20 protein-coding genes, 4 pseudogenes and 2 riboswitches are annotated in these 24051 nt (G+C 67.4%); of the genes and pseudogenes, 10 read left to right on the forward strand and 14 right to left on the reverse strand.

Features of this window, described 5'->3' with window-relative positions:
* Nucleotides 1-26: 26 nt before the first annotated feature.
* The 5 genes from FV226_RS08350 to FV226_RS08370 all read right to left on the reverse strand — a co-directional run bounded on the left by FV226_RS08350 (nt 27) and on the right by FV226_RS08370 (nt 5301).
* Nucleotides 27-1010: a beta-propeller fold lactonase family protein gene (locus FV226_RS08350; protein WP_147762547.1), complete on the reverse strand. Its 984-nt coding sequence runs from the start codon at nt 1008-1010 to the stop codon at nt 27-29.
* A gap of 184 nt (nt 1011-1194) precedes the next feature.
* Entirely contained in the window at nt 1195-1533 is a 339-nt protein-coding gene (locus FV226_RS08355) for a cytochrome c (RefSeq protein ID WP_147762548.1), read from the reverse strand.
* Between the two features lie 11 nt (nt 1534-1544).
* The gene (locus tag FV226_RS08360; RefSeq protein WP_147762549.1) at nt 1545-2768 is read right to left on the reverse strand and encodes a molybdopterin-dependent oxidoreductase; all 1224 of its coding nucleotides are present in this window, start codon (nt 2766-2768) and stop codon (nt 1545-1547) included.
* 194 nt (nt 2769-2962) lie between these two features.
* Complete coding sequence (locus FV226_RS08365) at nt 2963-4102, reverse strand: adenylate/guanylate cyclase domain-containing protein (protein ID WP_147762550.1); 1140 nt, start codon at nt 4100-4102, stop codon at nt 2963-2965.
* A gap of 101 nt (nt 4103-4203) precedes the next feature.
* A complete protein-coding gene (locus FV226_RS08370) occupies nt 4204-5301 on the reverse strand; it encodes a putative sulfate exporter family transporter (protein WP_147762551.1) in 1098 nt (365 codons plus the stop codon).
* A gap of 206 nt (nt 5302-5507) precedes the next feature.
* On the opposite strand from FV226_RS08370, the pseudogene FV226_RS08380 reads away from it, so the two are divergent.
* Nucleotides 5508-6086: pseudogene (locus FV226_RS08380) on the forward strand (STAS domain-containing protein); the annotation flags it as partial.
* Nucleotides 6087-6503: 417 nt separating this feature from the next.
* On the opposite strand, the gene FV226_RS08385 reads toward FV226_RS08380, so the two are convergent.
* On the reverse strand, nt 6504-7271 hold the full coding sequence (locus tag FV226_RS08385) for a hypothetical protein (RefSeq protein ID WP_147762552.1): 768 nt from the start codon (nt 7269-7271) through the stop codon (nt 6504-6506).
* Between the two features lie 49 nt (nt 7272-7320).
* Nucleotides 7321-8169 (reverse strand): MurR/RpiR family transcriptional regulator, encoded by an 849-nt coding sequence (locus tag FV226_RS08390; RefSeq protein WP_187278718.1) that lies wholly within the window; start codon nt 8167-8169, stop codon nt 7321-7323.
* 148 nt (nt 8170-8317) lie between these two features.
* Here FV226_RS08390 and FV226_RS08395 point away from each other — a divergent pair, with 148 nt between their 5' ends.
* From FV226_RS08395 to FV226_RS08405, 3 genes are read left to right on the forward strand one after another with little or no spacing between them, the layout of a single operon-like run.
* Nucleotides 8318-9082, forward strand: coding sequence for a TMEM165/GDT1 family protein (locus FV226_RS08395; RefSeq protein WP_147762554.1), 765 nt, complete (start codon nt 8318-8320; stop codon nt 9080-9082).
* A 53-nt stretch (nt 9083-9135) separates the two neighbouring features.
* Nucleotides 9136-9303, forward strand: coding sequence for a hypothetical protein (locus FV226_RS08400; RefSeq protein ID WP_187278719.1), 168 nt, complete (start codon nt 9136-9138; stop codon nt 9301-9303).
* Nucleotides 9300-10103 carry a phosphatase PAP2 family protein gene (locus tag FV226_RS08405; RefSeq protein ID WP_147762556.1) on the forward strand — a complete coding sequence of 268 codons (804 nt, stop codon included), beginning with the start codon at nt 9300-9302 and terminating at the stop codon, nt 10101-10103. The genes FV226_RS08400 and FV226_RS08405 overlap by 4 nt, the downstream gene beginning before the upstream one ends.
* On the opposite strand, the gene FV226_RS08410 is transcribed toward FV226_RS08405, so the two are convergent.
* The 4 genes from FV226_RS08410 to FV226_RS08425 form a co-directional block, all read right to left on the reverse strand.
* Nucleotides 10093-10728, reverse strand: a complete 636-nt coding sequence (locus tag FV226_RS08410) for a 2,3-bisphosphoglycerate-dependent phosphoglycerate mutase (protein ID WP_187278721.1) — start codon at nt 10726-10728, stop codon at nt 10093-10095. The two genes, FV226_RS08405 and FV226_RS08410, sit on opposite strands and share 11 nt — an antisense overlap.
* A gap of 94 nt (nt 10729-10822) precedes the next feature.
* Entirely contained in the window at nt 10823-12577 is a 1755-nt protein-coding gene (gene xoxF5, locus FV226_RS08415) for a lanthanide-dependent methanol dehydrogenase XoxF5 (protein ID WP_246691532.1), read from the reverse strand.
* Nucleotides 12578-13319: 742 nt separating this feature from the next.
* Nucleotides 13320-13391: riboswitch (Fluoride riboswitch) on the reverse strand.
* 50 nt (nt 13392-13441) lie between these two features.
* A complete protein-coding gene (locus tag FV226_RS27915; RefSeq protein WP_187278720.1) occupies nt 13442-13825 on the reverse strand; it encodes a hypothetical protein in 384 nt (127 codons plus the stop codon).
* Between the two features lie 40 nt (nt 13826-13865).
* A complete protein-coding gene (locus tag FV226_RS08425) occupies nt 13866-14048 on the reverse strand; it encodes a hypothetical protein (RefSeq protein ID WP_147762559.1) in 183 nt (60 codons plus the stop codon).
* Nucleotides 14049-14240: 192 nt separating this feature from the next.
* Nucleotides 14241-14313: riboswitch (Fluoride riboswitch) on the forward strand.
* A gap of 23 nt (nt 14314-14336) precedes the next feature.
* Between FV226_RS08425 and FV226_RS08430 the strand changes: the two genes are divergently transcribed.
* The 6 genes and pseudogenes from FV226_RS08430 to FV226_RS28930 form a co-directional block, all read left to right on the forward strand.
* Entirely contained in the window at nt 14337-15740 is a 1404-nt protein-coding gene (locus FV226_RS08430) for a voltage-gated chloride channel family protein (protein ID WP_147762560.1), read from the forward strand.
* Nucleotides 15737-16138, forward strand: a complete 402-nt coding sequence (locus FV226_RS08435; protein ID WP_147762561.1) for a DUF190 domain-containing protein — start codon at nt 15737-15739, stop codon at nt 16136-16138. Before FV226_RS08430 ends, FV226_RS08435 begins: the two co-directional genes overlap by 4 nt.
* A gap of 142 nt (nt 16139-16280) precedes the next feature.
* Entirely contained in the window at nt 16281-16481 is a 201-nt protein-coding gene (locus FV226_RS08440; RefSeq protein WP_243924977.1) for a Na+/H+ antiporter NhaA, read from the forward strand.
* Nucleotides 16482-16552: 71 nt separating this feature from the next.
* Nucleotides 16553-18466 carry a potassium transporter Kup gene (locus FV226_RS08445; RefSeq protein WP_147762562.1) on the forward strand — a complete coding sequence of 638 codons (1914 nt, stop codon included), beginning with the start codon at nt 16553-16555 and terminating at the stop codon, nt 18464-18466.
* A gap of 352 nt (nt 18467-18818) precedes the next feature.
* Nucleotides 18819-19106 (forward strand): PhzF family phenazine biosynthesis protein, encoded by a 288-nt coding sequence (locus tag FV226_RS28925; protein WP_281406030.1) that lies wholly within the window; start codon nt 18819-18821, stop codon nt 19104-19106.
* Between the two features lie 113 nt (nt 19107-19219).
* Nucleotides 19220-19783: pseudogene (locus FV226_RS28930) on the forward strand (PhzF family phenazine biosynthesis protein); the annotation flags it as partial.
* A gap of 685 nt (nt 19784-20468) precedes the next feature.
* Here the strand turns inward: FV226_RS28930 and FV226_RS08455 are convergent.
* From FV226_RS08455 to FV226_RS08465, 3 genes and pseudogenes are all read right to left on the reverse strand, one after another.
* Nucleotides 20469-21071, reverse strand: a pseudogene (locus FV226_RS08455) (terminase gpA endonuclease subunit); the annotation flags it as partial.
* A gap of 359 nt (nt 21072-21430) precedes the next feature.
* Nucleotides 21431-23356, reverse strand: a pseudogene (locus tag FV226_RS08460) (terminase gpA endonuclease subunit); the annotation flags it as partial.
* Nucleotides 23337-23879, reverse strand: coding sequence for a hypothetical protein (locus FV226_RS08465; RefSeq protein ID WP_147762565.1), 543 nt, complete (start codon nt 23877-23879; stop codon nt 23337-23339). The gene FV226_RS08465 and the pseudogene FV226_RS08460, both read right to left, overlap by 20 nt.
* Nucleotides 23880-24051: the final 172 nt, after the last annotated feature.

Raw genomic sequence — 24051 nt, forward strand, 5'->3', positions numbered from 1 at the left:
CGATAAGGCCCCCGGCGCGCGTCGCCTCAGGGCTTCATCGTCGAGATGACCGCGTTCTTCGCCCGGTCCACCACGGCGACGCTGAGGTCGCGGTTGAGGACGTAGGCGTGGGCGTTGTTGGTCGAGAACGCGATCGCCTGGCGCGGCTCGTTCAGGCCGGTCACCGTTGCGACGACCTTGAGAGTGCCGGTGTCGATCACCGACAAGGAGTTGTCCTTGAGATTGCCCGAATAGACGAAGCGCCCGTCCGGGGTCAGCGCGGCGCCGTAGGGGTCCTTGCCCACTGCCACCTCGGAGGTGACCTTACGGGCGGCGACATCGACCACGCCGATGGTGTTGCGGCCGCTGTTGGCGGCAAACAGCGTCTTACCGTCCTTGGTGATCGAGATGGCGCGCAGCTTGTCGAACCCGGCGATCTCGCCGGTGATCTTGTTGGTAGCGGTATCGACCAACGTGATCTTGTCGCCGAGGAAGTTCGTCACGAACACGGTCTTGCCGTCCGGCGACAGCTTCACGCCCTGGCGCGGCTGCGCGAAGCCGGGGATCACGGCCTCGGCGAGCATGGTCCTGGTGTCGAACACGGTCAGCGTGCTCGCGGCCTCGTTGTTGACGTAGAGCTTGCCTCCGTCGGCCGAGAGCACCGTACCGAACGAGCCGGGGCCCGCGGCGAGAACGCCGGCCTCCTTGCCGGTGGCGGTCTCGTAGACCGTGATCCGGCCGGTGCCGCTGTCGGAGACGTAGAAGCGGGCGCCGTCCGGCGCGAACACGATGTTGCGCGGCGTGACGAAGCCGTCGAGGCGGCGCAGCACCGTGCCCTTGGCGACGTCGTAGACGACGACGGCGCTCTCCTCGCTGTTCGAAACAGCGGCGACGGTCCCGGCGGCGTTCAGCGCCAGGGCGTTGTTCTTGATCGCGCCGTCGAAGCCGGCGGCGAACCCGGGCTGGGCCTGGGCTAGGAGCAAGGCGGCTCCGGCGAGGAGGGTGCGGAGGCTGGTGCGGATATGGGTCATGAAGCGGGTCTCTCGGGCATGCGCGCTCGTTCGGCGGCCGGGGCCTGCCGTGAGGGCTGGTTCGAAATCGGAAATCCGTGGTGCAAGGCCGGGCCGGCCGTGCATCGCCCTGAGGAGACGCCAGAAGGCGCGGTTTATTCCCCGAGGCCGGCGAAATAGCGCGGCGGCCTCGGGATTCGGGGGTTCAGGGCGTCGGCTTCAACGCCGTGAGGTAGTCGACGATGGTCTGCACGTCGGCCTGATCGACGGGCGCCTTGTAGACGTGGACCATCTTGTTCACGGTCTCGGTCCACTGCGCCTTCGTGAGCTTGGGCTGGGTCAGCACCATCCCAGCCGAGTGGCAGGCGAGGCAGTTGTTATTGACCGCCTCGGCCCCCGGTCCGTCGGGGAACATTCGGTCGGAAGTCGGGAATTCGATCGATTGCGAGGTGAAGCGCATCGGCTCGGGAGCCGGGGCGGCGAGCGCCACCAGGGGAGACAGTATGAGCGCGGCGATGAGGGCCGCAGGGCGGATTGGGTTCATGGCTGTTCTCCTCAAGCGGCCTGGAAGGACACGGCCTCGATGCCGTTCTGCATGAAGCCGGCGCCGTTCCAGACCTGGTCCATGGGCTGCGCGACGCCGTTGGTGTTGGTGCAGCGGACCCTGATCGTGTGGGTGCCGGAGGCCAGCGCCGGTAGGCTGCCCTCGAAGCGGCGGAAGCTGTAGGGGCCCTCGTCCGCGCCGAGCTGCGCCGGGAACCACGTCGCTCCGCCATCTCCGGAGAAGTCGACCGTCTTCACCCCGCAATCGCCGCCGAAGGCGATGCCGCGAAGGGCCACCGGCGTTCCGGCTGCCACCTTGGCGCCATCGGTCAGGTTGGTGACGAAGGAGCGCGGCACCATCCTGTTGATCGGGACCGTTTTGAAGACGGTCTGGCCGGGCTTAATGTTGGCGCCCGGCACGTCCGGGATGCGGTAGGCGGTCTTCATCCAATATTGGTCGTCGGGCTTGTCCAGCACCTCGATGTCGGACAGCATCTTGACCCAATAGGTCGAGTACCAGCCTGGCACCACGAGGCGGAGCGGGAAACCGTTGAGCAGCGGAAGTTGCTCGCCGTTCATCGCGTAGGCGATCATCACCTCACCATTGTTGGCGTGGTCGAGATCGAGGGACTTCTTGAAGTCCGGCGCGTCGTCGACCACGGGCTCGTCGAGGCCGCTGAAGCGCACCTGCAAGGCACCAGACTTCACGCCAGCGCGTTCGAGCACGTCCTTGAGGCGCACGCCGGTCCAGCGGGCGTTGCCCATCGAGCCGTTGGCCCATTGCGCGCCGGGCACACGCGGCTCGAACAGCCCGCGTGAATTGCCCGAGCACTGGTTCACCGCGGCGATCTCGAAGCGGGGCAGGCCGGCGATGGCGTCGAGGGAGAGCGAGAGTTCCTTCTCGACATGACCGTGGACCTTGAGCCGGAAGGTGCCGGCATCGACCTCGGTCGGGATCGAGGCCCAGTGCCAACGGACGTAGAAGCGGTCGTTGGGGGTGAACACGCCCTCGTCGAAGACCGAGAACGGCGTCTCCAGCAGCGGCGGATGAGTGCGCTGCAGGATCATCTCGCCCTTGTCCGGAAAGGCCGTGGTCAACGCCCGCTCATACGGGCCGCCCGGCAGCGGAAGCTTCACCGAGCCCGCCGCCCAGGCCGGCATGGCGGCGCCGAGGCTGCCGAGCCCTAGGCCACCCAGGACGAGGCGGCGGTTCGTCGGTCTGTCCAGTCCGTGCATGGTCTCTCCCCTAAGAATGTCGGCGTCGATGCGTTCGAGGGCATCGGACCCGTCGCGATTCCTCGCGACCATGGAGATGCTACGGGATACGATTTATTCCTTCCAACGGTCTTTCGCGATGTGAATGATCTCCAAACGCGATGATTTGAGAAGTTTCGATCTACGATGGGACGATCAAGGACGCCGTCTCGGCGTCACGCCGCCGGCGCGCCGACGGGCGCGGTCCTGCGATGCCCGAACAGGGCGTGACGCTCTGAAAAACCGCGAAGGGCGACGGTGCCGAGAGGTTCGAGGGCATGCGCCAATCCGTCGATGAATGTGTCGGTGGCGATCAGCGGCGTGTCGTAGGTCTTGCACAGGCGCTCGACGCGAGCGAGCACGTTGAGATCGCGGCCGATCGCCGTGAAATCGACCCGGTCGCCGCCGCCGATATTGCCGTAGGCGATCTCCCCGACATGAAGTGCGACGCCGACCTCGAAGGCAGCTGTGTCACCGTCGCGCAGGGTCGCAAGCGCAGCGAGTGCGGCCTCGGCGGCATGCAACGCGGCACGGCGCGCCGCGGCCTCGTTGTGATCGGCATCGAACACGGCCAGTAGCCCGTCGCCGATATACTTCAGCACCTCGCCGCCTTCCGCCTCGATGGCCGGCACGATGGCATCGAACATCCGGTTGAGGGCGGCCACGACACAGTCTGGGCTCTGCCGGTCGGACAGTTCACCGAACCCGCGCAAGTCAGTCAGCATCATCGCGGCCCGCATCAGGCGCACGTCGCCACGCCGCACCGTGCCGGCCAGAATCTGCCGCGCCGGGTCGCGCCCGACATAGGCGCTCAGCACCGCGCCGAGCATGTCGTCGAGCGCCTTGATCTCGAACAGCAGCGAGAAAGACCCGACCAGCGCCAGCAACGTGTCGATCTCGATCGGCGTGAAGCCGCCCGGTCTCGCCGTGGCCCAGGAGGCGGCGCCCATGCGTCCACGCGCGGCGCGCAGCGGCACGATGAGGTAGTCGGTCAGACCCTCGTCGCGAAGCTCGCCCAGCACGGGAAACGGCAGCGGCCCATCCCCGTCGAGACGGCATCGGAATGGGGTACGGGTCTCGACCACGTGCTCGACGGTGTTGCCGTGAAAAGTCGGCGTACCCTCGATGCCGTGGCGGCGACGCAGGGCTAGGCTCGACGCTCCGGGATGCCAGACGCGCATCACCCACCGGAACGACGGATGCAGGGTCGGCGCGTGGGTGGTGGCGCGGGCCAGTGGCAGGCCGAGCCCCGAGAGGCACGCGCTGAACCCGTCGAGAAGGGCTGCCGCGTCCGCCGCTTCGCGACCCGGCCCCATCAACCATCCCGTCGCCTGTGCGACCGCCTCGGACGAAGATTGGGACGAACGTGTCACGGCAGTTCTTTCATCAAGAATTCGGACCGATGCCATAGCGCGGATCAGACGAGGCCGAGCACGTGGATCAGGCCGAGGCTGACGGCGCCTAGCGCAAGGAGCGAGGCGACCACCGCGAGGGTCACCCGCGCCCCGGCCTTGGCGACGCTGCGCACGTCGACGCCGAGGCCGAGCGCCGCCATCGAGACCACGGTCAGCACGTTGGCGGTCTCCGACATCGGCGCGAGCGCGACCTGCGGGATCAGCCCGGCCGAGCGAAGTGCCGCGAGCGCCAGGAAGGCGAGGATGAACCACGGCACCAAGCGGTGAATCGCGAGGCCGCCGGGGGCCGGGCGGTCACCGGCTGTGACGCTGGGAGCGGACTCGTCGGTCTCCTCGCGCAGCCGGCTCGCGCCGAGGGAGAGCACCAGGACGACCGGGCCTAGCATCAGCACCCGGACGAGCTTCACCAGGGTTCCGACCTGGACGCTGAGCGCCGCGACCGGCGCGGTGGCGGCGAGGACCTGGGGAACAGCGTAGACGGTGAGGCCGGCGAGCACGCCGTACTGCATCGGCGACAGACCGAGTAGCGGCACCAGCAGCGGCAGGCCGAGCACCACCAGCACGCCCAGCACCGCGGTGAAGGCGATGGAGGCGGCGACGTCCTCGCCGTCGGCGCCGATCACCGGGGCCGTGGCCGCAATCGCCGAGTTGCCGCAGATCGAGTTCCCGCAGGCCACGAGGATCGCCATGCGCGGATGCAGCCCGAGCGCTCGGCCGATGCCGTAACTCGACAGGATCGCCACGACGACGACGCCCGCGATGCCGAAGAGCAGGCCCGGTCCGGCGGCGAGGATCGTCGCGAGGCTGAGCGACGCGCCGAGTAGTACGACCGCGATCTCCAGCACGGTCTTGGCCCCGAAGGCGATGCCGGGAAAGAAACGCTGCGACGGGGTCCAAATGGTGCGGATCGCGCTGCCGAGCAGGATCGCGAGCACCAGGGCTTCGAGCCAGGCACGACCGAACAGATGCGCCTCGGCGGCTTCGAAGCCGATCGCTGCGGCGGTGACCGCCACGCAGAGGCCCAGTCCCGGAAGGATGGCTCTCATGCCGGCCAAGGTACGCGTCGAACGAGAGTGGGAGAAAAGTCTGAGCGCGGACATGGATGGCTCCGAGGTGATGCCGGAGGATCCCAGGTCCCGTTCATTCACTCCAACGGAATGATTAGATGCTTTTCATCGCTGAAATAGATGAAAGCAGGACCCCTTCAGAGTTTGCGGAGACGCATTGTGGGGGGCCGACAGGCGGATTCACCCGTCGATCCAGCGGGCCGTGATCGTCGTGTCCGCAGCAAGCTCATAGATCCTGACTGCTGTTGCTAATCGTCGTGCTTGGTCCCTACGTGGCCCGGATCCCGATGGCCGCCCTCGTTGCGGTGATGATCATGGTGGCCATCAACACCTTCCAGTGGAAGTCGCTCGGGACCCTGGTGACCCACCCGAAGGCGTCGAGCTTCGTGATGCGCGGCACCGTGGCGGTGGTGGTCGCCACCCACGACCTCGCCAAGGGCGTCCTTTTCGGCGTGGTCCTCAGCGGTCTGTTCGTCGCCCACAAGGTCACGAGGTTCATCGCCGCCCGGTCGTCCCACCGTGAGGGCGACGTGCGGACCTACCAGGTCACCGGGCAGATCTTCTTCGCGACGGCCGAAGCCTTCCACGCCGCCTTCGATTTTCGCGAGGAGGCCCTGCGGGCGGTCGTGACTGACCTACAGGCGGCGCACTTCTGGGACATCTCGGCCATCAACGCCCTCGACCGGGTCGTGCTGAAGTTCCGTCATCACGGCATCGCGGTCGACGTCGTCGGCATGAACGAAACGACGGCCACGATGGTCGAGCGCGTCGGCACCCACGACAAGCCGGGGGCGACCTTCGCCGTGGGCGGCCACTGACCGTGGCGTCATCCTTCGCAAGGGCGGACGGATGCGGGCTGCCGTCTTCATCCGCCGGTGCGACAGGCCCCTCGGGCGCGCGGTCCGAAAGTCGCGTCGGCAGGTTTGCGGCGTTTGTCGGGAGGTCGCGACCTCGATGACCCTCGACCTCTCTCGGCCAAAGGCCCTTCGGCACCATCGCCGACGCCCGCAACGCTTTGCCCTGGCCGGGGACCGCGGCCGCGCCCCGCATCGCGCTCCGTTGGACGAGTGTCAGGTGGGACGGGACGATCCGCGCGACCGTATGCCCGACGCTTTCGCGATCAGGGGGAAGGCCCACATGGGAGCGACGCCGGTCCTCGATCTGCCTCAAGGGTGGAGGCACAGAAATCGACGACCCGCGAAATTCCCGCCTCGGCCTTCCTCGGAACGTCGAGGCTAAGCCGACGCCGGATGGTGGCCAGCCCTCTGGGGAACGACCAGAACGCATACGACCATCAACGCCGCGAGCACCACCGAGATGGTCAGGTCGCTGATCCCCAGGCCACCCTGGGCAGAGGGCTTGTCGAGCGAGTTCGCGACCGTCGCACCGAGCGGACGCGTCAGGATGAAGGCGGCCCAGAACAGCGCCGTGCGGGAGGTTTTCGTGAAAAAGTAGAGACCGGCCGTGACGGCCAGGGCGCCGGCGATCAGCAGGGCGCTTCCGTTGTAGCCGAGTGGGGTGTCGTCGGCCATCCAGTCGCCCAACGCGGTGCCGAGCGTCTGCGAGAACATGATGGTCAGCCAGTAGAAACATTCCACCTTCGGGGTCGAGACGGTCTCGACCGCGACCGTCCCCTCCGACCTGTACCAGAAGCCGAGCGAGCCCAGCACGAGCGCGAGGAGGGATAGCGACCCGCCAAGGTAGCCGATGCCCAGCGACCGGTCGAAGAGATCGGCCATCGTCGTTCCCGCCAAGGTCGTCGCAGTGATGACGGCCCAGTACAGGGACGGGTGAAACCGCTTGGCCTTGATCTGGGCCGCCACGGCGACAGCCAGGAGGGTCGTGAAGATCAGGGTGCCGACGAGGTAGCCCAGACCCAACGTCAGGGTGACGGCGTTGCCGCCGACCTCGCCCAGGGTCGTGGCAACGATCTTGATCCCCCAGAAGGCCAGCGTGATCTCCGGGACCTTGCTCGCTTCGATACCGGTTCGGTCGTCGGCCATGGATGGGTCCTCCGTCAGGTCGATAGGTCGGCGGCGTCACGGCTGCCGCTCAGGACCCGATCAGCTTCCTCAGCCGGTCGAGGTTGGCGAGTTGCCGAAGGGCGGTGTCGCGCTCGGCCGCGGCCAGGCCGAGGATGACGGCCTCCAGGGCGACGAGCGTGGTGGCGTGAAGGGCGACCTGGTTCGCGCGGCCGCGACGGGCCAACAGCACGACCGTGGCCTTGCGGGCGATGGTGCTGGTCTCCGTGTCGGTCACGAGGACCACGGGCAAGCCCAGACGGTGCGCCTCGCCCATCACGGCCTGCACCTCGCGGTAGGGCTTGCCGTAGGCCAGGAGTATGACCGCGTCGTCGGCATGCAGGCCCAGCAACTGGTCGGCCAGCGACCATCCCGTCGCATCGAGAAGCAGGCTCTGCCGTCCCGAGCGCGTAAGTTGGATGGCCACGTACCGGGCAAGATGCGCGGAGGGGCCGATCCCGAAGACGCCGATCCGGGTCGCTGGATGCAGGGCGGTGACCGCCGCGAGGATACCCGCGCGTCCGTCCTCCGTCCGGAGCGCTTCCATCCCCTCCCGATGCGCTTCCAGCACGGCATCGATGGCATCGCCGGTGGTGGCGCCGACTTCCGCCAGCGTTCGACGCATGTCGGTCGCCGGCGTCCGTCGGCCGTCGAGTCCGGCGGCGAGCGCCTGCTTGAGATCAGGCAGGCCATCGAACCCCAGCGCCTGGACGGCGCGGATCACGGTCGCGTCCGATGTCGCGAGATGCGTGGCGATCTGCTGGGCCGAGCTTGCGAGAACCGTCGCCCGGTTCTGATCCAGGTAACCCGCGACCCGGGCAACGGTGGGGGACAGGGATGGCATCAGCCGCCGGACCGTGTCGCCGAACTCGTCCGCCATCGGCTTCGCCTCCGCCAGTCGGGGGTGCCCCGTTTGGAACCATGATGTAGCATTTTCTACAATAACGTTGACATCGGTAGCAAGAGCGACAATTCCTCCTGACGGAAACCGCGTCCGGCCAAGCGGTCGAGCGGCAGGGAGGATCGGAATGGCCATCGACTGGGTGCATGCATGGCCCACGGCACTTGCGGCGTTCCTCGCCTCCATCGTCGAGTTCGTCGAGGCCCTCACCATCGTGCTCGCCGTCGGCGCGACCCGGGGTTGGCAGAACGCCCTCGCGGGCGCCGCGGGCGCCCTCGCCGTCCTCCTTGCCATCGTGCTGCTCTTCGGCCCGCTGCTGACCCGCATCCCCCTGCGGGACGTACAACTCGTCGTCGGCGGCCTGCTGCTGCTGTTCGGCATGCGTTGGCTGAGGAAGGCCATCCTCCGCTCCGCCGGGGTCATCGCCCTGCACGACGAGGACGAGGCTTACGGCAAGCAGGCGGCCGCGCTGGGCACCGGAGGCGGCGGCCGCCTTCGATGGGATGCGGTGGCCGTGACCACCGCCTTCAAGATCACCATGCTCGAAGGCCTGGAAGTCGTCTTCATCGTCGTCGCCGTCGGTGCGGGCGGGGCGGGACTCCTGGTCCCCGCCAGCCTCGGGGCGCTCGGCGCCCTGATCGTCGTGGTGGCGCTCGGCGTCGCGCTTCACCGCCCCCTGTCGATGGTGCCGGAGAACACGCTCAAGTTCACGGTCGGCGTCCTCCTGTCGGCCTTCGGCGCGTTCTGGGTCGGCGAGGGCATCGGCCTCGACTGGCCCGGCGGCGACTGGGCGGTCGCGGCGCTGACCGCGGGCTTCCTCGGCCTCTCGGTTCTGGCCGTGCCGACGTGCCGTCGACGTGCCGCCGCCCTTCGTCCCCTTCCCAACCTCTAGGCATCCGCATGCACTGGCTCGGAACCGTCCTTCGCGAACTCCTGGGATTGGTCGTGGACGATGTCGGCTTCGCCGCCTCCATCGTCGCCTGGGTCGGGGCGGCTTGGCTGGTGCGCGCCTACGGACAGGCCGGCACGACATCGGCCGCGATCTTCCTGTTCGGAGGGCTTGGCCTGATCCTGGTGGAAAGCGTCCTCAGGCGTTCCGGGGCGCCGCGATGACCCGGCCCTCGCTGCCGGTCGCGACCGATGGGATCAAGGCCGCCGGGATCACCCCATCGCTCCTAGCACGCATGGGGCAGCGCGACTTCGGGCTGGCGGCGGGCGCCTTCCTCGTCGTGGCACTGCTCCTCGGCTTCGGGCTTCTCGCCGACGAGGTGATCGAGGGCGGAACAGCACGGTTCGACCTGGCGGTGCTCACCGCGCTTCGAACGGGCAAGGATCTCGCCATCCCCATAGGACCGGCCTGGGTGCAGGAGACGGGACGGGACGTCACCGCGCTGGGAAGCTTCGTCTTCCTCGGCTTCCTTTCGGCCGCGACCGTTGGTTACCTCATGCTGGTCCGCAAGCGCGGCCTCGCGATGGTGATGGTGGCCGCGGTCCTCGGCGGCGCAATCGCAAGCACCTTGCTCAAGTACGGCATCGACCGGCCCAGGCCGGACTTCCCGAACGCGGTGCGGGTCTTCACGCCGGGCTTCCCGAGCGGTCACGCAACGCTTGCAACCGTCACCTTCCTGACACTCGGCGTCCTCCTGACCCGAGGGAGCGCCGACCGCCGGGTGAAGTCGTACTTCATGGGCCTGAGCGTGTTCCTGACGGTGGCGGTTGGGCTGAGCCGGATCTACCTCGGCGTGCACTACCCGAGCGATGTCCTCGCCGGATGGTGCGTGGGCGCGGCCTGGGCGGTGTCCTGCTGGATCCTCGCCCTCTGGCTTCAATCCCGCGGCGAGATCGAGCGGGAAGGAGCCGAGGCCGCACCGGCTCGATCCGGAACGGGCACGGAGCCGGAGCTCAGTCGATGATGCGGCGGGATGCGATGGTGGTATCCGGACCGAACTCGTAGACCCGGATCGATCCGGTCACGATCTCGACGGATTCGATTTCCCTTGGGCCCAGTCCTTCGAGCACCATCACCAAGGCCCGCAACGAGTTGCCGTGGGCGACGACCAGCGTCGGACCGCGCATCGCCGCCGGCTGGATATGCCTCAGGTGGAAGGGCACGACCCGGGCGACGGTGTCCCGGAGGCTCTCGCCGTTCGGCGGCTGACCCTTGTAGGAGCGCCGCCAGCCCTCGATCCGCTCCGCCCCGAAACGTTCGTAGGCGCCCTGCTTGCCAAGGCCGCTGAGGTCGCCGTAGTCGCGCTCGTCCAGGGCGGTATCCCGGAGGGGCACCAGATCGGCCTGCCCCAGGGCATCGAGCGCCAGCCGGGAGGTCGCGATGGCCCGCGCGAGGGTCGACGTGAAGGCTGAGGCGAAGCGAAATCCTTCGTCCTTGAGCCGCAGCCCGGCCGAGCAGGCTTCCTGTCGGCCCCGCTCGGTGAGGGGTGAGTCGAGCAGTCCCGTGAAAAGGCCGTCGGCGTTGGCCTGGCTCTGGCCATGGCGGACGAGGACGAGACATCGCCCCGGCGGGGGTACTGAAGAGGCGATCACGCGGGCTCCGGGCGAAGGGTGGTGCGGACAGGGAAATGCCGGCGCGGAGGACCCGCGCCGGCACCCTAGGCTCCTTGGTGTTCGCGACCGATCAGTTCGGCAGGGCGAACACGGTGAGCTGGCCACCGAGGTTGGTGTAGCTCGACAGGGCGGCGTAGCCGCCCACCGCGCCGAGGCCGGCGTTCGGGTCGGTCAGGCCGGCCGCGAGGCCGATGCCGGCCCAGCCACCGACACCCGACAGGATGCCGACGTACTGCTTGCCCTTGTGGGTGTAGGTCATCACGTTGCCGATGATGCCCGACGGGGTCTTGAACTTGTACAGTTCCTTACCCGTCTTGGAGTCGACGGCCTTCAGGTAGCCTTCCAGCGTGCCGTAGAAGACAACGTCGCCGGCGGTGGCGAGGGCGCCCGACCAGACCGAGAACTGCTCGGGATCGGACCACGCGATCTTACCCTTCACGCCGTCCCAGGCGATGAAGTTGCCCATGCCGCCATGGCTGTTCGGCGCGGGGTACATCGACAGGGTCGCACCGACGTAGGGCTGGCCCGGGGTGTAGGTCACCCGGAACGGCTCGTAGTCCATGCAGACGTGGTTGGTGGGCACGTAGAACAGGTTGGTCTTCGGCGAGTAGGCGGCGGGCTGCTGGTCCTTCGAACCCAACGCGGCCGGGCAGATACCCTTGGAGTTGGTGTCCTCGCCGTTCTGCTCGGTGGAGAACTTGGCCTGGACGAGGGGGCGACCGTAGGTCTTGGAGCCCTTGTCCATGTCGACCTTGGAGGCCCAGTTGACGACCGGGTCGAACTTCTCGGCGACGAGGAGTTCGCCGGTGGCGCGGTCCAGGGTGTAGCCGAAGCCGTTGCGGTCGAAGTGGGTCAGGAGCGGGCGCTCCTTGCCGTCGACCTTCTGGTCGGTGAGGATCATCTCGTTGATGCCGTCGTAGTCCCACTCGTCGTGGGGGGTCATCTGGTAGACCCACTTGGCCTGCCCGGTGTCGGGGTTGCGCGCCCAGATGGTCATCGACCACTTGTTGTCGCCCGGACGCTGCTTGGGGTTCCAGGTCGAGGGATTGCCCGAGCCGTAGTACATCAGGTCGAGCTTCGGGTCGTACGAGTACCAGCCCCAGGTGCAGCCGCCGCCGGTCTTCCACTGGTCGCCTTCCCAGGTCTTCAGCGAAGAATCCTTGCCCACCGGCTTGCCGAGGTAGGTGGTCTTCTCCGGGTCGACCAGCATCTCGTCGTCCGGGCCGACGGAGTAGGCGCGCCAGACCTTCTTGCCGGACTTGAGGTCGTAGGCGGTCACGTGACAGCGTACGCCGAACTCGCCGCCCGAGATGCCGACGATGACCTTGTCCTTCACCGGCAGCACGGTGGCGGTGTTGGTCTCGCCCTTCTTCGGGTCGCCGTTCTGGACCGACCAGTTCACCTTGCCGGACTTGGCGTCGAGCGACACGACCGTGGTGTCGGCCTGGTGCAGGATGATGGCGCCGTCGGCGTAGGCCAGGCCACGGTTGACCGTGTCGCAGCACATCACCGGGATCACCGACGGGTCCTGCTTGGGCTCGTACTTCCACACGATCTTGGCCTCGTGGTCGAGGTCGAGCGCGTAGACGATGTTCGGGAACGGGGTGTGGACGTACATCATGTTGCCGATGACGAGCGGGGCGCCCTCATGGCCGCGCAGCACGCCGGTCGAGAAGGTCCAGGCCACCTGGAGGTTCTTGACGTTGTCCTTGTTGATCTGGTCGAGCTTCGAATAGCGCTGGTTCGTGTAGTCGAGGCCCGGGAACGCCCACTGGTTGGGGTCCTGCATCAGTTTCATCAGGTTTTCGTTCGCGATGGCCGGCATGGCGGCCGGCAGGAGCGTCGCGGCGTAGGCGACGGACGCCGCAAGGGCGATCTTCCTCATAGGTGTTCCTCCATTTGAGCGTTCGAACCCGGACGTTGTGTCCGCCAGGGGTCTCCTCACCGCATCCCGGTCCGTCGGCGGCGACGTGTCGGCCCTGCGCGCTTCCGCGCCGGGCCCCGGACCGGGGCTGCATTCCCCTTGAGCCCCAATATCATCGTCCGGGAGCCCAAGTGGAGCGCCGGTAGAAGTATCGAATTATAAGATCAGCGCAATAAGCATTTTCTAATTGCGACAGAATTATCCAGTAATTATCATGCAGATACTGATTTAACCAATACGCCGTCGCCCGAAAAAGCCATGGCTTTATCAGGGGCGCAAATAGTGCTGTTTTTTAAATAAAGATGCCGCTCTTTATTATTCCGAGACATCGCTTTTTTGCGTTGATTCAGACTATCGAGTGGCTATCCTTATTCCTGCGACAGACTAGACCTAAGCACATGTATTCTTGTGACCGCTCGGAGGCATGTGTCCTGGTCGCGGCGGAGCCTTATGGCTCCGCCTTTTTTTTCGTGCGCGAACGGGAAAAGGCCCGGACCGCGCCTGGTGGGCGACGGCGGGCATCAGGACGGTCTTGGATCGGGCAGGGTCATCGGTCGGCTCATGAGGGGCCGCCTTGCGGCGATCCGGTTGCGGTCATGAGCGTGACGGTGCGGGTCAACACATAGCTCTACCCGCGCCGAAGCGCTCGGTAGAAGCTATCGTCCGGCCCATAGGGGGCCGGCAGTTATCGGGGAGCTTCATCCCCATCCCACGTCCGGCAACGTGGATTAATCCGTCGTCCGGGTCAATCCCTTCGTCGACCGATCACGCGCGGGTCACGGCAAGGGAGAGGAAATAGGCGCCGTAGGCCGTCACCATGAGGGCCGCGACCCCGTCGAGGACGTAGGGCGGCACCTTCCGGAAGATCCCGGTGCCGCCGAGGGCGAAAGCCAAGGTCGCCACGAGCACGACCCCGATGCCGACCCCGAGGGTCGCCGTTCCCGCGCCCTCCCGAAGCGAGACGCCGAGCCAGACCACCAGGATCTCAAGCCCCTCGGCGACCAGGGCCCAGGCGGCGACGCCGAGGCCCGCGGCGTTGATCGGCCGCGACCAGTTCGCGTCCGTCGAGCCGGGGGCCGTGCCGGCATCGCGCTTCGAGAGCCCGTCGATGAACTCGTAGAGCAGGTACAGGCCGAACCCGAGCAGCAAGACCGCCGAGATCCAATCCAGGACGTTCAGGGCCAGGAGGTTAGGCCGCCTTGCGCAGGACGACCGTGAGGATCGACACCGCCAGCCCGCCGAGGATGGAGCCCGCCAGGACGCTGCGCCATCCGAACCGGTACGCCCCGGCCATCATCACCGTCGCGGCGATGAAGAGTTCGGTGAAGGTCACCTGGAAGGTGATGACGGCTCCGAGCCAGGAAAGGGTCATGGGATGCGCTCCGCCCCGGGCCGGCGTCGAACGCGCCGGCCTCGGCCGCGGAGGGCATAGACATGCCCCGGGCCCTGGACCAGCCACCGTCTTTCGTGATGCTTTCGAACGACCCGGGCCCCATCCCCACTCGGGATGGGGCCCGGGCGCGCGGGAGTTGGATCTTGACGAACGGGCGAGGCGAAGGCATCTCCCGTCCACGGCAATGGAATCTGCCGGGCCTTTCGGCCAAACCGCCCCCTGGGCTAATGACTCCTACCTTTTGCGGCGCCGCAACAAGGGGGACTCATGCGCGCGACCTTCCAAAATCTCTTCGACAGCCTGAACCTCGCGGCGTTCGTCCGCACGCGGCACGCCCATGCCGTTTCGGTGGCGCGGTGGTCGGCCATCCTCGTGCCGATGGCCGCGGCGGTCGGCACCCTCTGCGCGGCCTTCCTGTGGAGCCTCGACGCGGCCACCCAGGCGCGCTTCGACCATCCCTGGTTCCTGTTCCTGCTTCCGCTCGGGGGCTGTGCCGTCGGCTTGCTCTACCACCTGTTCGGCAAGAGCGTTGAAGGCGGCAACAACCTCATCGTCGAGGAGATCCACGAGCCGGACGGCGGCGTGCCGCTCCGGATGGCGCCGCTTATCTTCCTCGGCACCATCGTCACGCACCTGTTCGGCGGGTCGGCCGGGCGCGAGGGTACCGCCGTCCAGATGGGAGGCAGCCTTGCCAGCGCCTTCGGCAAGCTCTTCGGGGTCGATGCGGCCGGGGTCCGGGTCCTCCTGATGGCGGGTATCGCCGCCGGCTTCGGCGCAGTCTTCGGCACGCCCATCGCCGGCGCGGTGTTCGCGCTGGAGGTGCTCGCGGTCGGTCGCGTCGAGTACGCCGCGCTGGTGCCCTGCCTCCTCGCCGCGGTGGTCGGCGACTGGACCTGCCAGGCATGGGGCATCCACCACGGCTTCTACCACGTGGACTTCCTCGCCGGCGGCGCGAAGGCCCTGACCGTCGATCCGCTGCTCCTTGCCAAGGTCGCGCTCGCCGGCGTCGCGTTCGGCCTTGTCGGGTTGCTGTTCGCGGAAGCCAACCACCTCCTCGGTGGTTGGCTGAAGCGCCTGGTCCCGTACGGGCCGCTCCGCCCGGTGATCGGCGGCCTCGCGGTCATCGGCCTCGTCTACGCTTTTGGTACGCGGGACTACCTCGGGCTCGGCGTCTCGGCCGCCGACGCCGGCGGGATGACCATCAACACCTTCTTCGGGCCGGACATCCATCCCTGGAGCTGGGCCCTGAAGATCCTGTTCACGGTCGTGACCCTCAGCGCCGGGTTCAAGGGCGGCGAGGTCACGCCGCTGTTCTTCATCGGCGCGGCGCTCGGCAACGCCCTGGCCGGGCTGCTCGGCGCGCCGGTGGACCTGTTCGCGGCGCTGGGGTTCGTCGCGGTCTTCGCCGGCGCAGCCAACACGCCGCTCGCCTGCACGCTGATGGGCATCGAGCTCTTCGGCGCGACGCACGGGGTCTATCTCGCCGTCGCGTGCTTCCTGGCTTACCTCTGCTCGGGTCACAACGGCATCTACCTGTCGCAGCGCATCGCGGTCCCGAAGTCGGCGGCGGCCAACATCTCGGACGGCATGACCCTGCGCCAGGCCCGTACGGGCCGGGTGCCGACCGTCGCACCGTTGGCCGAGCGCCCCATCACCGAGGAGACGTCATGACCCCATCGCATCGCGTCGTCGCCGCCGACACCGGCATGATCCGTATCTACATGAAGCCGGGCGAGCGCGGCGGCGCCGGCAAGGGCCGGTGGTTCTCTGGCTCGAAGCCGCTCTATCGGGAGCTCGTCGCCCAGGCCAAGGCGGAGGGCCTCATGAACGCCGTCGCCCACCAGTCCCACCACGGCTACAGCAACCATGGGCCGATCCAGGACGACGGCGCCGAGTCGCTCAACCCCGAGCTGACCATGTGCGTCGAACTGATCGGCACCCGCGAGCAGCTCGAAGGCTTCTGCAGCCGGCACGGTGCCCAACTCGCGAACAAGGTCATCGTCTACAAGCACCTGGAGCACTGGAGCGTCAGCCAAGTCGGCGTCGGTGCGGCGGGCCGGGCTGCATGACATGAACCGTCCCGGGACGCTCCGGGCTTCGGATTGCCGGATAGGCCAACGAATGCGATAGCCGGCCATGGGTGCGCGGTCCGACCTTCGGACCGGCAGGCTTCAGCGTTGGTCGGGCCGCCAGCGCGGGAGATCTATGCCCATGCCGCGGCGCCTTCGCCCGACCTCGGCCCTGCGTAACGTCCTCCGGGGCGAGGCCTCAGGCGGCCTGATCCTGATGGCGAGCGCCGCCCTGGCGCTGGCCATCGCGAACTCCGGCTGGTCGGGCGTCTACTTCTCAGTCCTCAAGACATACGTCGCGACGGCCTGCCTGAACGGGGACATTCGTCTTCGTGTTACCTGAACGTTCCCGGCCCCAGGCCGTTGGAGGCTTGCCTTGCGAGCTTCCCGCGTTCGCTGACGTGGAGCCAGTGGATGCCCGCAATCGCCAGGACCGAGTTCGCGAAGTCCGAGACCCCGCTGCCCTCCGATGAGGGACATGGCCCGAGGGCGGGGTTCTGGGCGCTGACGCTCGGTTCGGTCGGCGTAGTCTACGGCGACATCGGCACCAGCCCGCTCTACGCCCTGAAGGAGTCCCTCCACGCCGCCGCCGGAGGGGGGCACGCGCCGACCCGCGAGATGGTCTTCGGCGTCGTCTCGCTGATCCTCTGGGCGCTCATCCTCATCGTCACGCTCAAGTACGTGCTGCTGGTGATGCGGGCCGACAACGACGGCGAAGGCGGCACGCCGTCCCTCGTGGCGCTCGCCCAGCGGGCGCTGGGCCATTCCGGCGGGTTCGTGATCGTGCTGGGCATGGTCGGCGTCTCACTGTTCTTCGGCGACGCCATCATCACTCCGGCCATGTCAGTGCTCTCTGCAGTCGAAGGGCTGAAGCTGGTGACCCCGGCCACCGACCCGTACGTCCTGCCCATCAGCCTCGCCATCCTGATCGGGCTGTTCGCCCTGCAGAGCCACGGGACGGCGCGGGTGGCGACCTTCTTCGGCCCCCTCACGGCGTTCTGGTTCATCGTCATGGCGCTGGGCGGCCTGGGCCACCTCGTCGACGACCCGAGCATTCTGGGTGCGCTTAACCCCGCCCACGGCGTATCGTTTATCCTGAGCCACGGCACGGCCGGCCTGCTGGCGCTCGGTGCCGTGTTCCTCGCTGTGACCGGCGCGGAGGCGCTTTACGCCGACATGGGACACTTCGGTCGCACGCCGATCCGCGCGGCCTGGTTCGGGCTGGTGCTGCCGGCGCTCGCCCTGAACTATCTCGGTCAGGGCGCCATGCTGCTCGCCCACCCCGAGCGGGCCGAGAACCCGTTCTTCCTGCTCTATCCGTCCTGGGCTCTGCTGCCGATGGTGCTACTCGCCACCGTGGCGACGGTCATCGCCAGCCAGGCGGTGATCACCGGCACCTTCTCGATCACCCAGCAGGCGATGCAACTCGGCCTGCTGCCGCGCATGCGGGTCCTGCGCACCTCCGAGACCGAGAAGGGGCAGATATACATCCCTCGGGTGAACTGGTGGTTGCTCGTCGCGGTCGTGTTCGTGGTGGTGCTGTTCAAGTCGTCGAGCGGCTTGGCGGCCGCCTACGGCATCGCGGTCACCGGCGACATGGTCATCACCGCCTGCCTGCTGTTCGTCGTCGCCTGGAAGGTCTGGCGCTGGTCGCCTGCGGTCGCGGACGCGGTCATCGCGCCGTTCCTACTCATCGAGTTGGTGTTCCTCTCGGCCAATGCGCTCAAGATCCTGCACGGGGGCTGGGTGCCGTTGACCATCGGCGCCGCCCTGGTCACGGCGATGTGGACCTGGCGGCGCGGCTCGGCCCTGATCGCCGAGGAGATCCACCGTCGGCGCGTGCCGCTCTCCGAGTTCACGCGGATGGCGGAGACCGGCTCGATCCAACGGGTGCCGGGAACGGCCATGTTCCTGACGGGAACGCCCGGCGATACCCCAGGGGCCCTGATGCACAACGTCAGGCACAACCGGGTGCTGCACGCGAACAATTATATCCTGCACGTGGTCACCGAGGACCTGCCGCGCGTGGCAGACGCCGAGCGCGTCGCCGTGAGGAAGCTGTCCGACGCCTTCTCCTGCGTGACGGTGCGCTTCGGGTTCACCGAACTGCCCGACCTTCCGCGTGCCCTGGCGGCCGCGAGCCTGGATAAGGGCGACCTGTCGTACTTCCTGACGCGGCGGGTGCTGGTGGCCTCGCCGGAGACCGGCATGCCGGTGTGGCAGGACAGGCTCTACATCTCCATGGCCCGTGCGGCCACGGACGCGTCCCGCTACTTCCGCATCCCGGTCGACCGTGCCGTCGAGATCGGCGCCCGGATCGACATCTGATCCCGGGGAGGTCCGAGTGCGGTCGAGATTGTTTTCGATCCATTGCCAGCGGCGGTCGTGCTCGCCACGCGTCAGATCAGGCTGTTTCCTTCGCCCTACGCATCTCTTGGCCATCCTGGATGACCGGCAGACTTCGGCTCGTAGTCGTTCGCGCGGTAGCACCGCGGTGCTTCCACGGTCGGCAGGGCCACCTATGTCTGTCTTAGCACAGCACGCCGCCGAAAGCGGCCAGACTGCTCTCCACCCGACCGGGTCGTAAAGGGACGGACGGGTCCCGACCCAACCCGGCCGCTCATCGCGTTTCACCGCCTGCCTGTAAGCGAGCGGCTTCGTGCTGACGGCCGAGGACGACATGCACCATCATAGGTTCCGGTTCTTCGTGCCGAACCACGAGATGGAGATGTGCGCCCACTCCACCATAGGCGCGCTTTGGGTCCTGGCCCGGAAGGGACGGGTGACGACGGCCCCGGTCCGGATCGCCACGGCGAGCGGTCCCGTCACTGGGTTCGTGAGGGAGCGCGAAGACGGGACGTGGCGGGTCGAGATCACCCAACCCGCCGGACGCGTCGTGCCGCTCGCGCCGGATCGCGTGGACGCCGTCTGTGCGGGCCTTGGGCATCGGTCGCGAAGCCCCTGCTGACCTTCCGCTGCACAACGCAGCCACGTCACGGGTGAAGACCTTGGTTCCGATGCGCCAGCTTAGAGGTTCTCCACGCCCTCAGTCCCGATCCGGCAGCCGTCGAAGCCGCCTGTCGATGCATCGGTTCGACCGGGCTCTACCCCTACGCGGTCGTAGACGGGCTGGGACGGGTGTTCGAGGCTCGCCAGTTCCCCCGGTCGTCCGGCTACCCGGAAGATGCTGCAACGGGCATCGCCGCAGCGGCCTTGGCGTTAGGCCTCCTACACGATGGCACCATCAAGGCGGTCGACAGCCTGATCCTGATCCACCAGGGCCGTGCGATGGGCCATCTGTCGGAGATCCGGGTCCAGATTGGCTTTGCCGGCGACTGCGCCCTGGGTTGCCTACTCGGAGGAGAGGTCGCGTTCGCTGCTGATCTCAGCGCAACTCCGGCGGGGGGGCCACATGAACGCGGCCATCCTTTCCCGGTTGTTGCGGTCGTCGAACGCCGTCGCGTCGTCATGGGCGGCTCCGAGATAGAGGTTGATGCGATTGAGGACGTCATTACCGGTTCGAGGAAGGCTCGGCGACTTGGTCGACCCGCGTCGTCGACCCCTTCGGCAGCGCGTAGGCGACGGTGGCCCCGAACAGCGCAGCCGCTTGAACGAAAAATATCGAATAAAAAATCTGCTCCCTAGTCATCGCTGAGCGGTCCGAACCCGGGTTCGGGGTGATTTCACCTTTTTCGAAAGTTTGCCCCCGTGGCGAGGCTGCCCGAGCCCTTCTAGTGGGGTGAGTAACGCCCACCCTACCCTCAGGCTATATCCCTGTATTCACGAGATTTCGGACTTGATCGACGGATGATTAAGCGCTTGACGCATGAGATAATATGGAATTTCTTATGTCCAGGACGCAGCGGCGTCGCTCAGCGGTATTCGCTTTCGATGATCTACGCGTCCTAAGCGTGATCTTGGCGATACGCGACCGCATTTTTCAATGGGATGGATTAAAATGGCCCGCCGACCCGATCCCCGACAGCATTCAATGCCCTTGGAACGTAGAGATGATCCACGTTATCAAGCAGCCGAGGCACTGGCGATCGATCAGTCGTGGGCTGCTTTCGTCGCTTTGCAGGACAAAATACCCAAACCGCTCCTAATCGAGGTTGTCGGCGCCGCTGTCTATTTCGGAGGCATGAGCGCCCGTATCGGGAAGCGTGCGCTAAAAAGCTTGGGCACCGTTGAGCCAGCAGATCGCTCGCACGCTTGGCTTGCGGGCGAGGGTATGGTGTTAAGGCATCGAAGAGCGCGGCCCGAGATACTAGGCGAAACCTCCGTTCGCGCATGGGCTTGCATTCACGCACACCTTGACAATTGGGTTGGGTCAAAGCCAGGCCTGGAATGGGGTCGGCTTACGCCCGAAGGTCTCCGAAATCGGCTCAGCGCAATTGACGAAAGCCGCGATAGTACCGCTAATGCGGAGGAGTATTATCCAAGTCTTATTTAGAATTGGATTTCGGCTCTCCAATTTACTTGTTTTCTTCAATGAATGGAAGGCCCCAATTGAGGGCGCGGCGGTGGAGGCCCGGACTTCGGTTTTGAGGGTCGATGCGTACATGACGCGACAGCTTTTGAGCTTCCGCAGGCTCAGGGCGCCGTAGACGAGGCAGTCGATCGCCTCGTTCGACGTCCCCTCCTTGGTCACCGCCCACCAAGTGCGGCCCTTGTCGTCGCAGTGAAGGCTCTCGGCCGCGACCTGGTCCCAGAGCGCATCGTTCCGGAGGTGCTCGGGCGCGTGGATGCTCTCGGCCGAGCCGACGGCATAGGTCAGCCTGCGGTAGATCGTGTCCTTGGCGGACTGGGTGCCGACGGGCTGGAACTCGTAGCCGGACTTGGAGACCGACGGCCGCTTCGTGATGATCGGCATGCGCGATCGATGGGCCTCGCCCCGCCCCTTCCCGGCGATGATCTTCCGCTTCCGGCTCTCCTTGTGGTGGCAGAACGCGAGCGCCCGGTTCGTGTCGTAGCCGACGTCGACAACGACCGCCTACGGATGGAGGATCTCGCCGTCGGCGGTGATACCGTCCCGGTCCAGGGCGCCCCAGATGGCCCGGGCGGGGTCAGGGCTAAACGGCTCCAGGTCCTCGACGCAGGGGCTTGCCGTCGCAGTCGACGCCAGGGTTCCCGTCGATGACGCAGCGATCGAGGATCCAGCCCTCCTCGTCCTCGCCGCAGCCGGTGACGACGATCTCGTGCCGAGGCTTCGCGTGTCCCGTTCAAGGTCACGTCGGCGGCAAGCGCCCGGCGCGTCATCACGCTCGACGCCAGGTCGAGGCACATCGCGGCGTAGCAGTAGACGAGCAGGTCCAGGTTCTCGTTGGAGGCGTCCGCCTTCTCCTTGTCCCACCAGGTCTTGCCGCCCTCCTCGAACAGGCGCTCGGCGGTGACCTGCTCCCAGAAGCCTTGGTCCTCGCTCAGGCACAGGGGCGCGTGGATGCTCTCGGCCTCGCCGACCCGGATCGACCACATCCGATGCAGGGTGTCCTTGATCGACTGGGTGCCGACGCTGATGAAGGCGAGGCCGTCCCGGCGGCTCTTCGAGACCGTGCCGGTGATGGCCGGGGCGCGCATCCCGCGGCCCTCCTTCCGTCCCTTCACGGGGACAATCCTCACCTTGCGGGACTCCCGCTGGGCGCAGGCCTGCAGGGCCCGGTTGAGGTCGTAGCCGATGTCGACGGCGACCTTCGCGGCATGGAGGATCGTGCCGTCGGGCTTCCGCCAGCCGCGGCCGCAGATCTCCAGGACCTGCCGCCAGGCGTCGGGCCCGAACGGCTCGATCGCCTCCCGGTGGATCGTGACCTCGCCGGTCTCGGGATCGACGACCTCGACGTTGACCCCGTCGACCACGAACTTGGCCAGGATGAAGATCTCCCGGCCGGGGCCCACGCCCCAGAACAGGCCCTCGTGGCGGGGCAGCTGGCCCTTCGCGATGGAGCCGCGCTGCGTGTCCCAGGCGACGTGGATGCGGGCGACCTGCTGCGGGCACTCCGCCGCGTAGGGCTCGCACCGCTCGGCGAGCTTGTGGGGATCGAGGACCCCGGTGTTCTCGGGGGTGTAGGGCAGCGCCAGCCACAGGTTGACGAAGACCTGCCGACGGGTCGGATCCTCCAGCGTCGAGCGGTACATCTCGACGATGCGATCCCATCGGTGGGACGGGTCCTTCGAGTGGATCGCCCACGTGTAGATTCCGACGGAGCCCTTCTCCTTGGCGCGCGCGGTGGCCACGAAGATGCGCTCGGCCATGGCGTCGTTGCGCTCGTCCTCCCGCATCCAGCGCTGGCAGAAGGCGCACTCGTAGCCGATCTCGCTCACCTCCCGCGTGGTGGTGCCGTCGTCGTGCTCGACCGTGACGCAGCGGTACTTCAGCCCCGAGCCGGGGATCTCGTTGCGGGTCCCGGCCTCGGACACGTTCGGGAGGAGCTCCTGCGGCCGGTCCGGGCAGCACGGGAAGCGCGAGCGCATCGTGCGCTTGTCCGACCGCTCGTACTCCTCCACGACCATGCAGTCGGCGGTCGTCGGGGTGCCGCCGATGTACATCTTCGGCTCGGCGTACTGGGCCGTGCGGGTCGCGGCCTGCCCGGCCTTCGAGCCCTCCTTGCCCTTGCCCGTGGCCTTGAAGGCTGGGTCGCCGCCCTCGTCGAGGGAGACCTGGGGGGCGTCGATCGCCTTGAAGTTGCCGTCGACCTGGACGCCGCGCTGCATCAGCATCGCCCCGTTCAGCAGGGTGATGTCGGACCAGCTGTCCTGGGTCCCGGAGCGGCTGTCGGGCTTGATGAGGTGGGCGATCTTGACCGAGGCCATGAGCATCGGCCGGAGCTTCTTCTCCGACCAGTCCTGGGCCTCGCCCTGCCCGCGCTCGTAGAAGATCGCGTTCTCGCCGTCGTGGGCCGCCCTCTTGATGTGGATGGCCGCCGTCAAGGTCGATGAGCCCGACCGGGGCGGCTTCAGCCAGTTCACCTTCCGGGTCGACGGCTCGTCCAGGGCGTCGCAGACCTCGGCCTGCGCGTTGTCCAGCCGGAGGTACCCCTGCCGGTTGCCGGAGGGGTTCCAGACGTGCTCCTCGATCCAGGCCCGGGTCCCCACGGGGAGGTTGGGGACGAGGTTCCGGGCGGTGCGGGCGATGAGGCGGCGGGCGTTGGAGCGGCCCGGGAGCGTCAGCCGGCCGAGTTCCCGGACGATGGCCGGGTGGAGGTCATGCCTCGGCTGGCTCATCGTCCGCCCCGGCGTTCTCCTCCATGGCCTTGGCGATGTCGCGATCGGCCGAGACCAGCGCCGTGCGGCACTGCTCCAGGGCCATCCGGCGCCAGGCCCGGGTCTTCTCGTCGTCGAAGCCGGACATCTCGCGGAAGATGACCTCGGGCAGGGTCATGACGTTCACGCGGATGCTGTTCATGGCCAGCTCCAGCGCGTTGGCGAGCTGGTCGTGCATCACCAGGAGGCCGGTCTTCTCGGCGACCTTCATCAGCTTCAGCTGGGCGTCGAACGCCTTCCCCGGCTCGCGGATGCCCATCCACCCCTCGAACCCGCCCTCGCCGTCCATGCCGGACGCGGCGGCCGCCCTGAGGGCCTCGGCCTTCGACCACTCGACGTGCCAGCGCCAGACCTTCGCGAGGTCGAGCTCGTGCGGCTCGTTGGCCTCGCGGTACGGGTTCTCGACCGGGCAGCCCTTGGCCAGCCAGTTCTCGATCGTCCCGCGGTCCCAGCCGGTGAGCCGGGACATAGCGTTGATGGACATGACCCGGCCGGCGGGCTCGGCGCCGGAGGCCTTCACCGGGTCACCACGACGCGGCCGCGCGACGTCGGCGAGCCCATCCGGGTGCGGGGTTCGCGCCCGCGCGAGGACCCCGCACCCTCGTCGCGCGATTTCGTTGCGGGGTCAGCGGGTTGGGTCGGGTGCTGTTGGGGGG

Source organism: Methylobacterium sp. WL12 (genome assembly GCF_008039475.1).
Taxonomy (GTDB): domain Bacteria; phylum Pseudomonadota; class Alphaproteobacteria; order Rhizobiales; family Beijerinckiaceae; genus Methylobacterium; species Methylobacterium cerastii.

Coding starts and splice junctions, on each gene's coding strand:
- FV226_RS08350 (WP_147762547.1), bottom strand. CDS start 1,010: ATGACCCATATCCGCACCAGCCTCCGCACCCTCCTCGCCGGAGCCGCC.
- FV226_RS08355 (WP_147762548.1), bottom strand. CDS start 1,533: ATGAACCCAATCCGCCCTGCGGCCCTCATCGCCGCGCTCATACTGTCT.
- FV226_RS08360 (WP_147762549.1), bottom strand. CDS start 2,768: ATGCACGGACTGGACAGACCGACGAACCGCCGCCTCGTCCTGGGTGGC.
- FV226_RS08365 (WP_147762550.1), bottom strand. CDS start 4,102: ATGGGGCCGGGTCGCGAAGCGGCGGACGCGGCAGCCCTTCTCGACGGG.
- FV226_RS08370 (WP_147762551.1), bottom strand. CDS start 5,301: ATGTCCGCGCTCAGACTTTTCTCCCACTCTCGTTCGACGCGTACCTTG.
- FV226_RS08385 (WP_147762552.1), bottom strand. CDS start 7,271: ATGGCCGACGACCGAACCGGTATCGAAGCGAGCAAGGTCCCGGAGATC.
- FV226_RS08390 (WP_187278718.1), bottom strand. CDS start 8,169: ATGGCGGACGAGTTCGGCGACACGGTCCGGCGGCTGATGCCATCCCTG.
- FV226_RS08395 (WP_147762554.1), top strand. CDS start 8,318: ATGGCCATCGACTGGGTGCATGCATGGCCCACGGCACTTGCGGCGTTC.
- FV226_RS08405 (WP_147762556.1), top strand. CDS start 9,300: ATGACCCGGCCCTCGCTGCCGGTCGCGACCGATGGGATCAAGGCCGCC.
- xoxF5 (WP_246691532.1), bottom strand. CDS start 12,577: ATGCCGGCCATCGCGAACGAAAACCTGATGAAACTGATGCAGGACCCC.
- FV226_RS08425 (WP_147762559.1), bottom strand. CDS start 14,048: ATGACCCTTTCCTGGCTCGGAGCCGTCATCACCTTCCAGGTGACCTTC.
- FV226_RS08430 (WP_147762560.1), top strand. CDS start 14,337: ATGCGCGCGACCTTCCAAAATCTCTTCGACAGCCTGAACCTCGCGGCG.
- FV226_RS08435 (WP_147762561.1), top strand. CDS start 15,737: ATGACCCCATCGCATCGCGTCGTCGCCGCCGACACCGGCATGATCCGT.
- FV226_RS08440 (WP_243924977.1), top strand. CDS start 16,281: ATGCCGCGGCGCCTTCGCCCGACCTCGGCCCTGCGTAACGTCCTCCGG.
- FV226_RS08445 (WP_147762562.1), top strand. CDS start 16,553: ATGCCCGCAATCGCCAGGACCGAGTTCGCGAAGTCCGAGACCCCGCTG.
- FV226_RS28925 (WP_281406030.1), top strand. CDS start 18,819: ATGCACCATCATAGGTTCCGGTTCTTCGTGCCGAACCACGAGATGGAG.
- FV226_RS08465 (WP_147762565.1), bottom strand. CDS start 23,879: ATGTCCATCAACGCTATGTCCCGGCTCACCGGCTGGGACCGCGGGACG.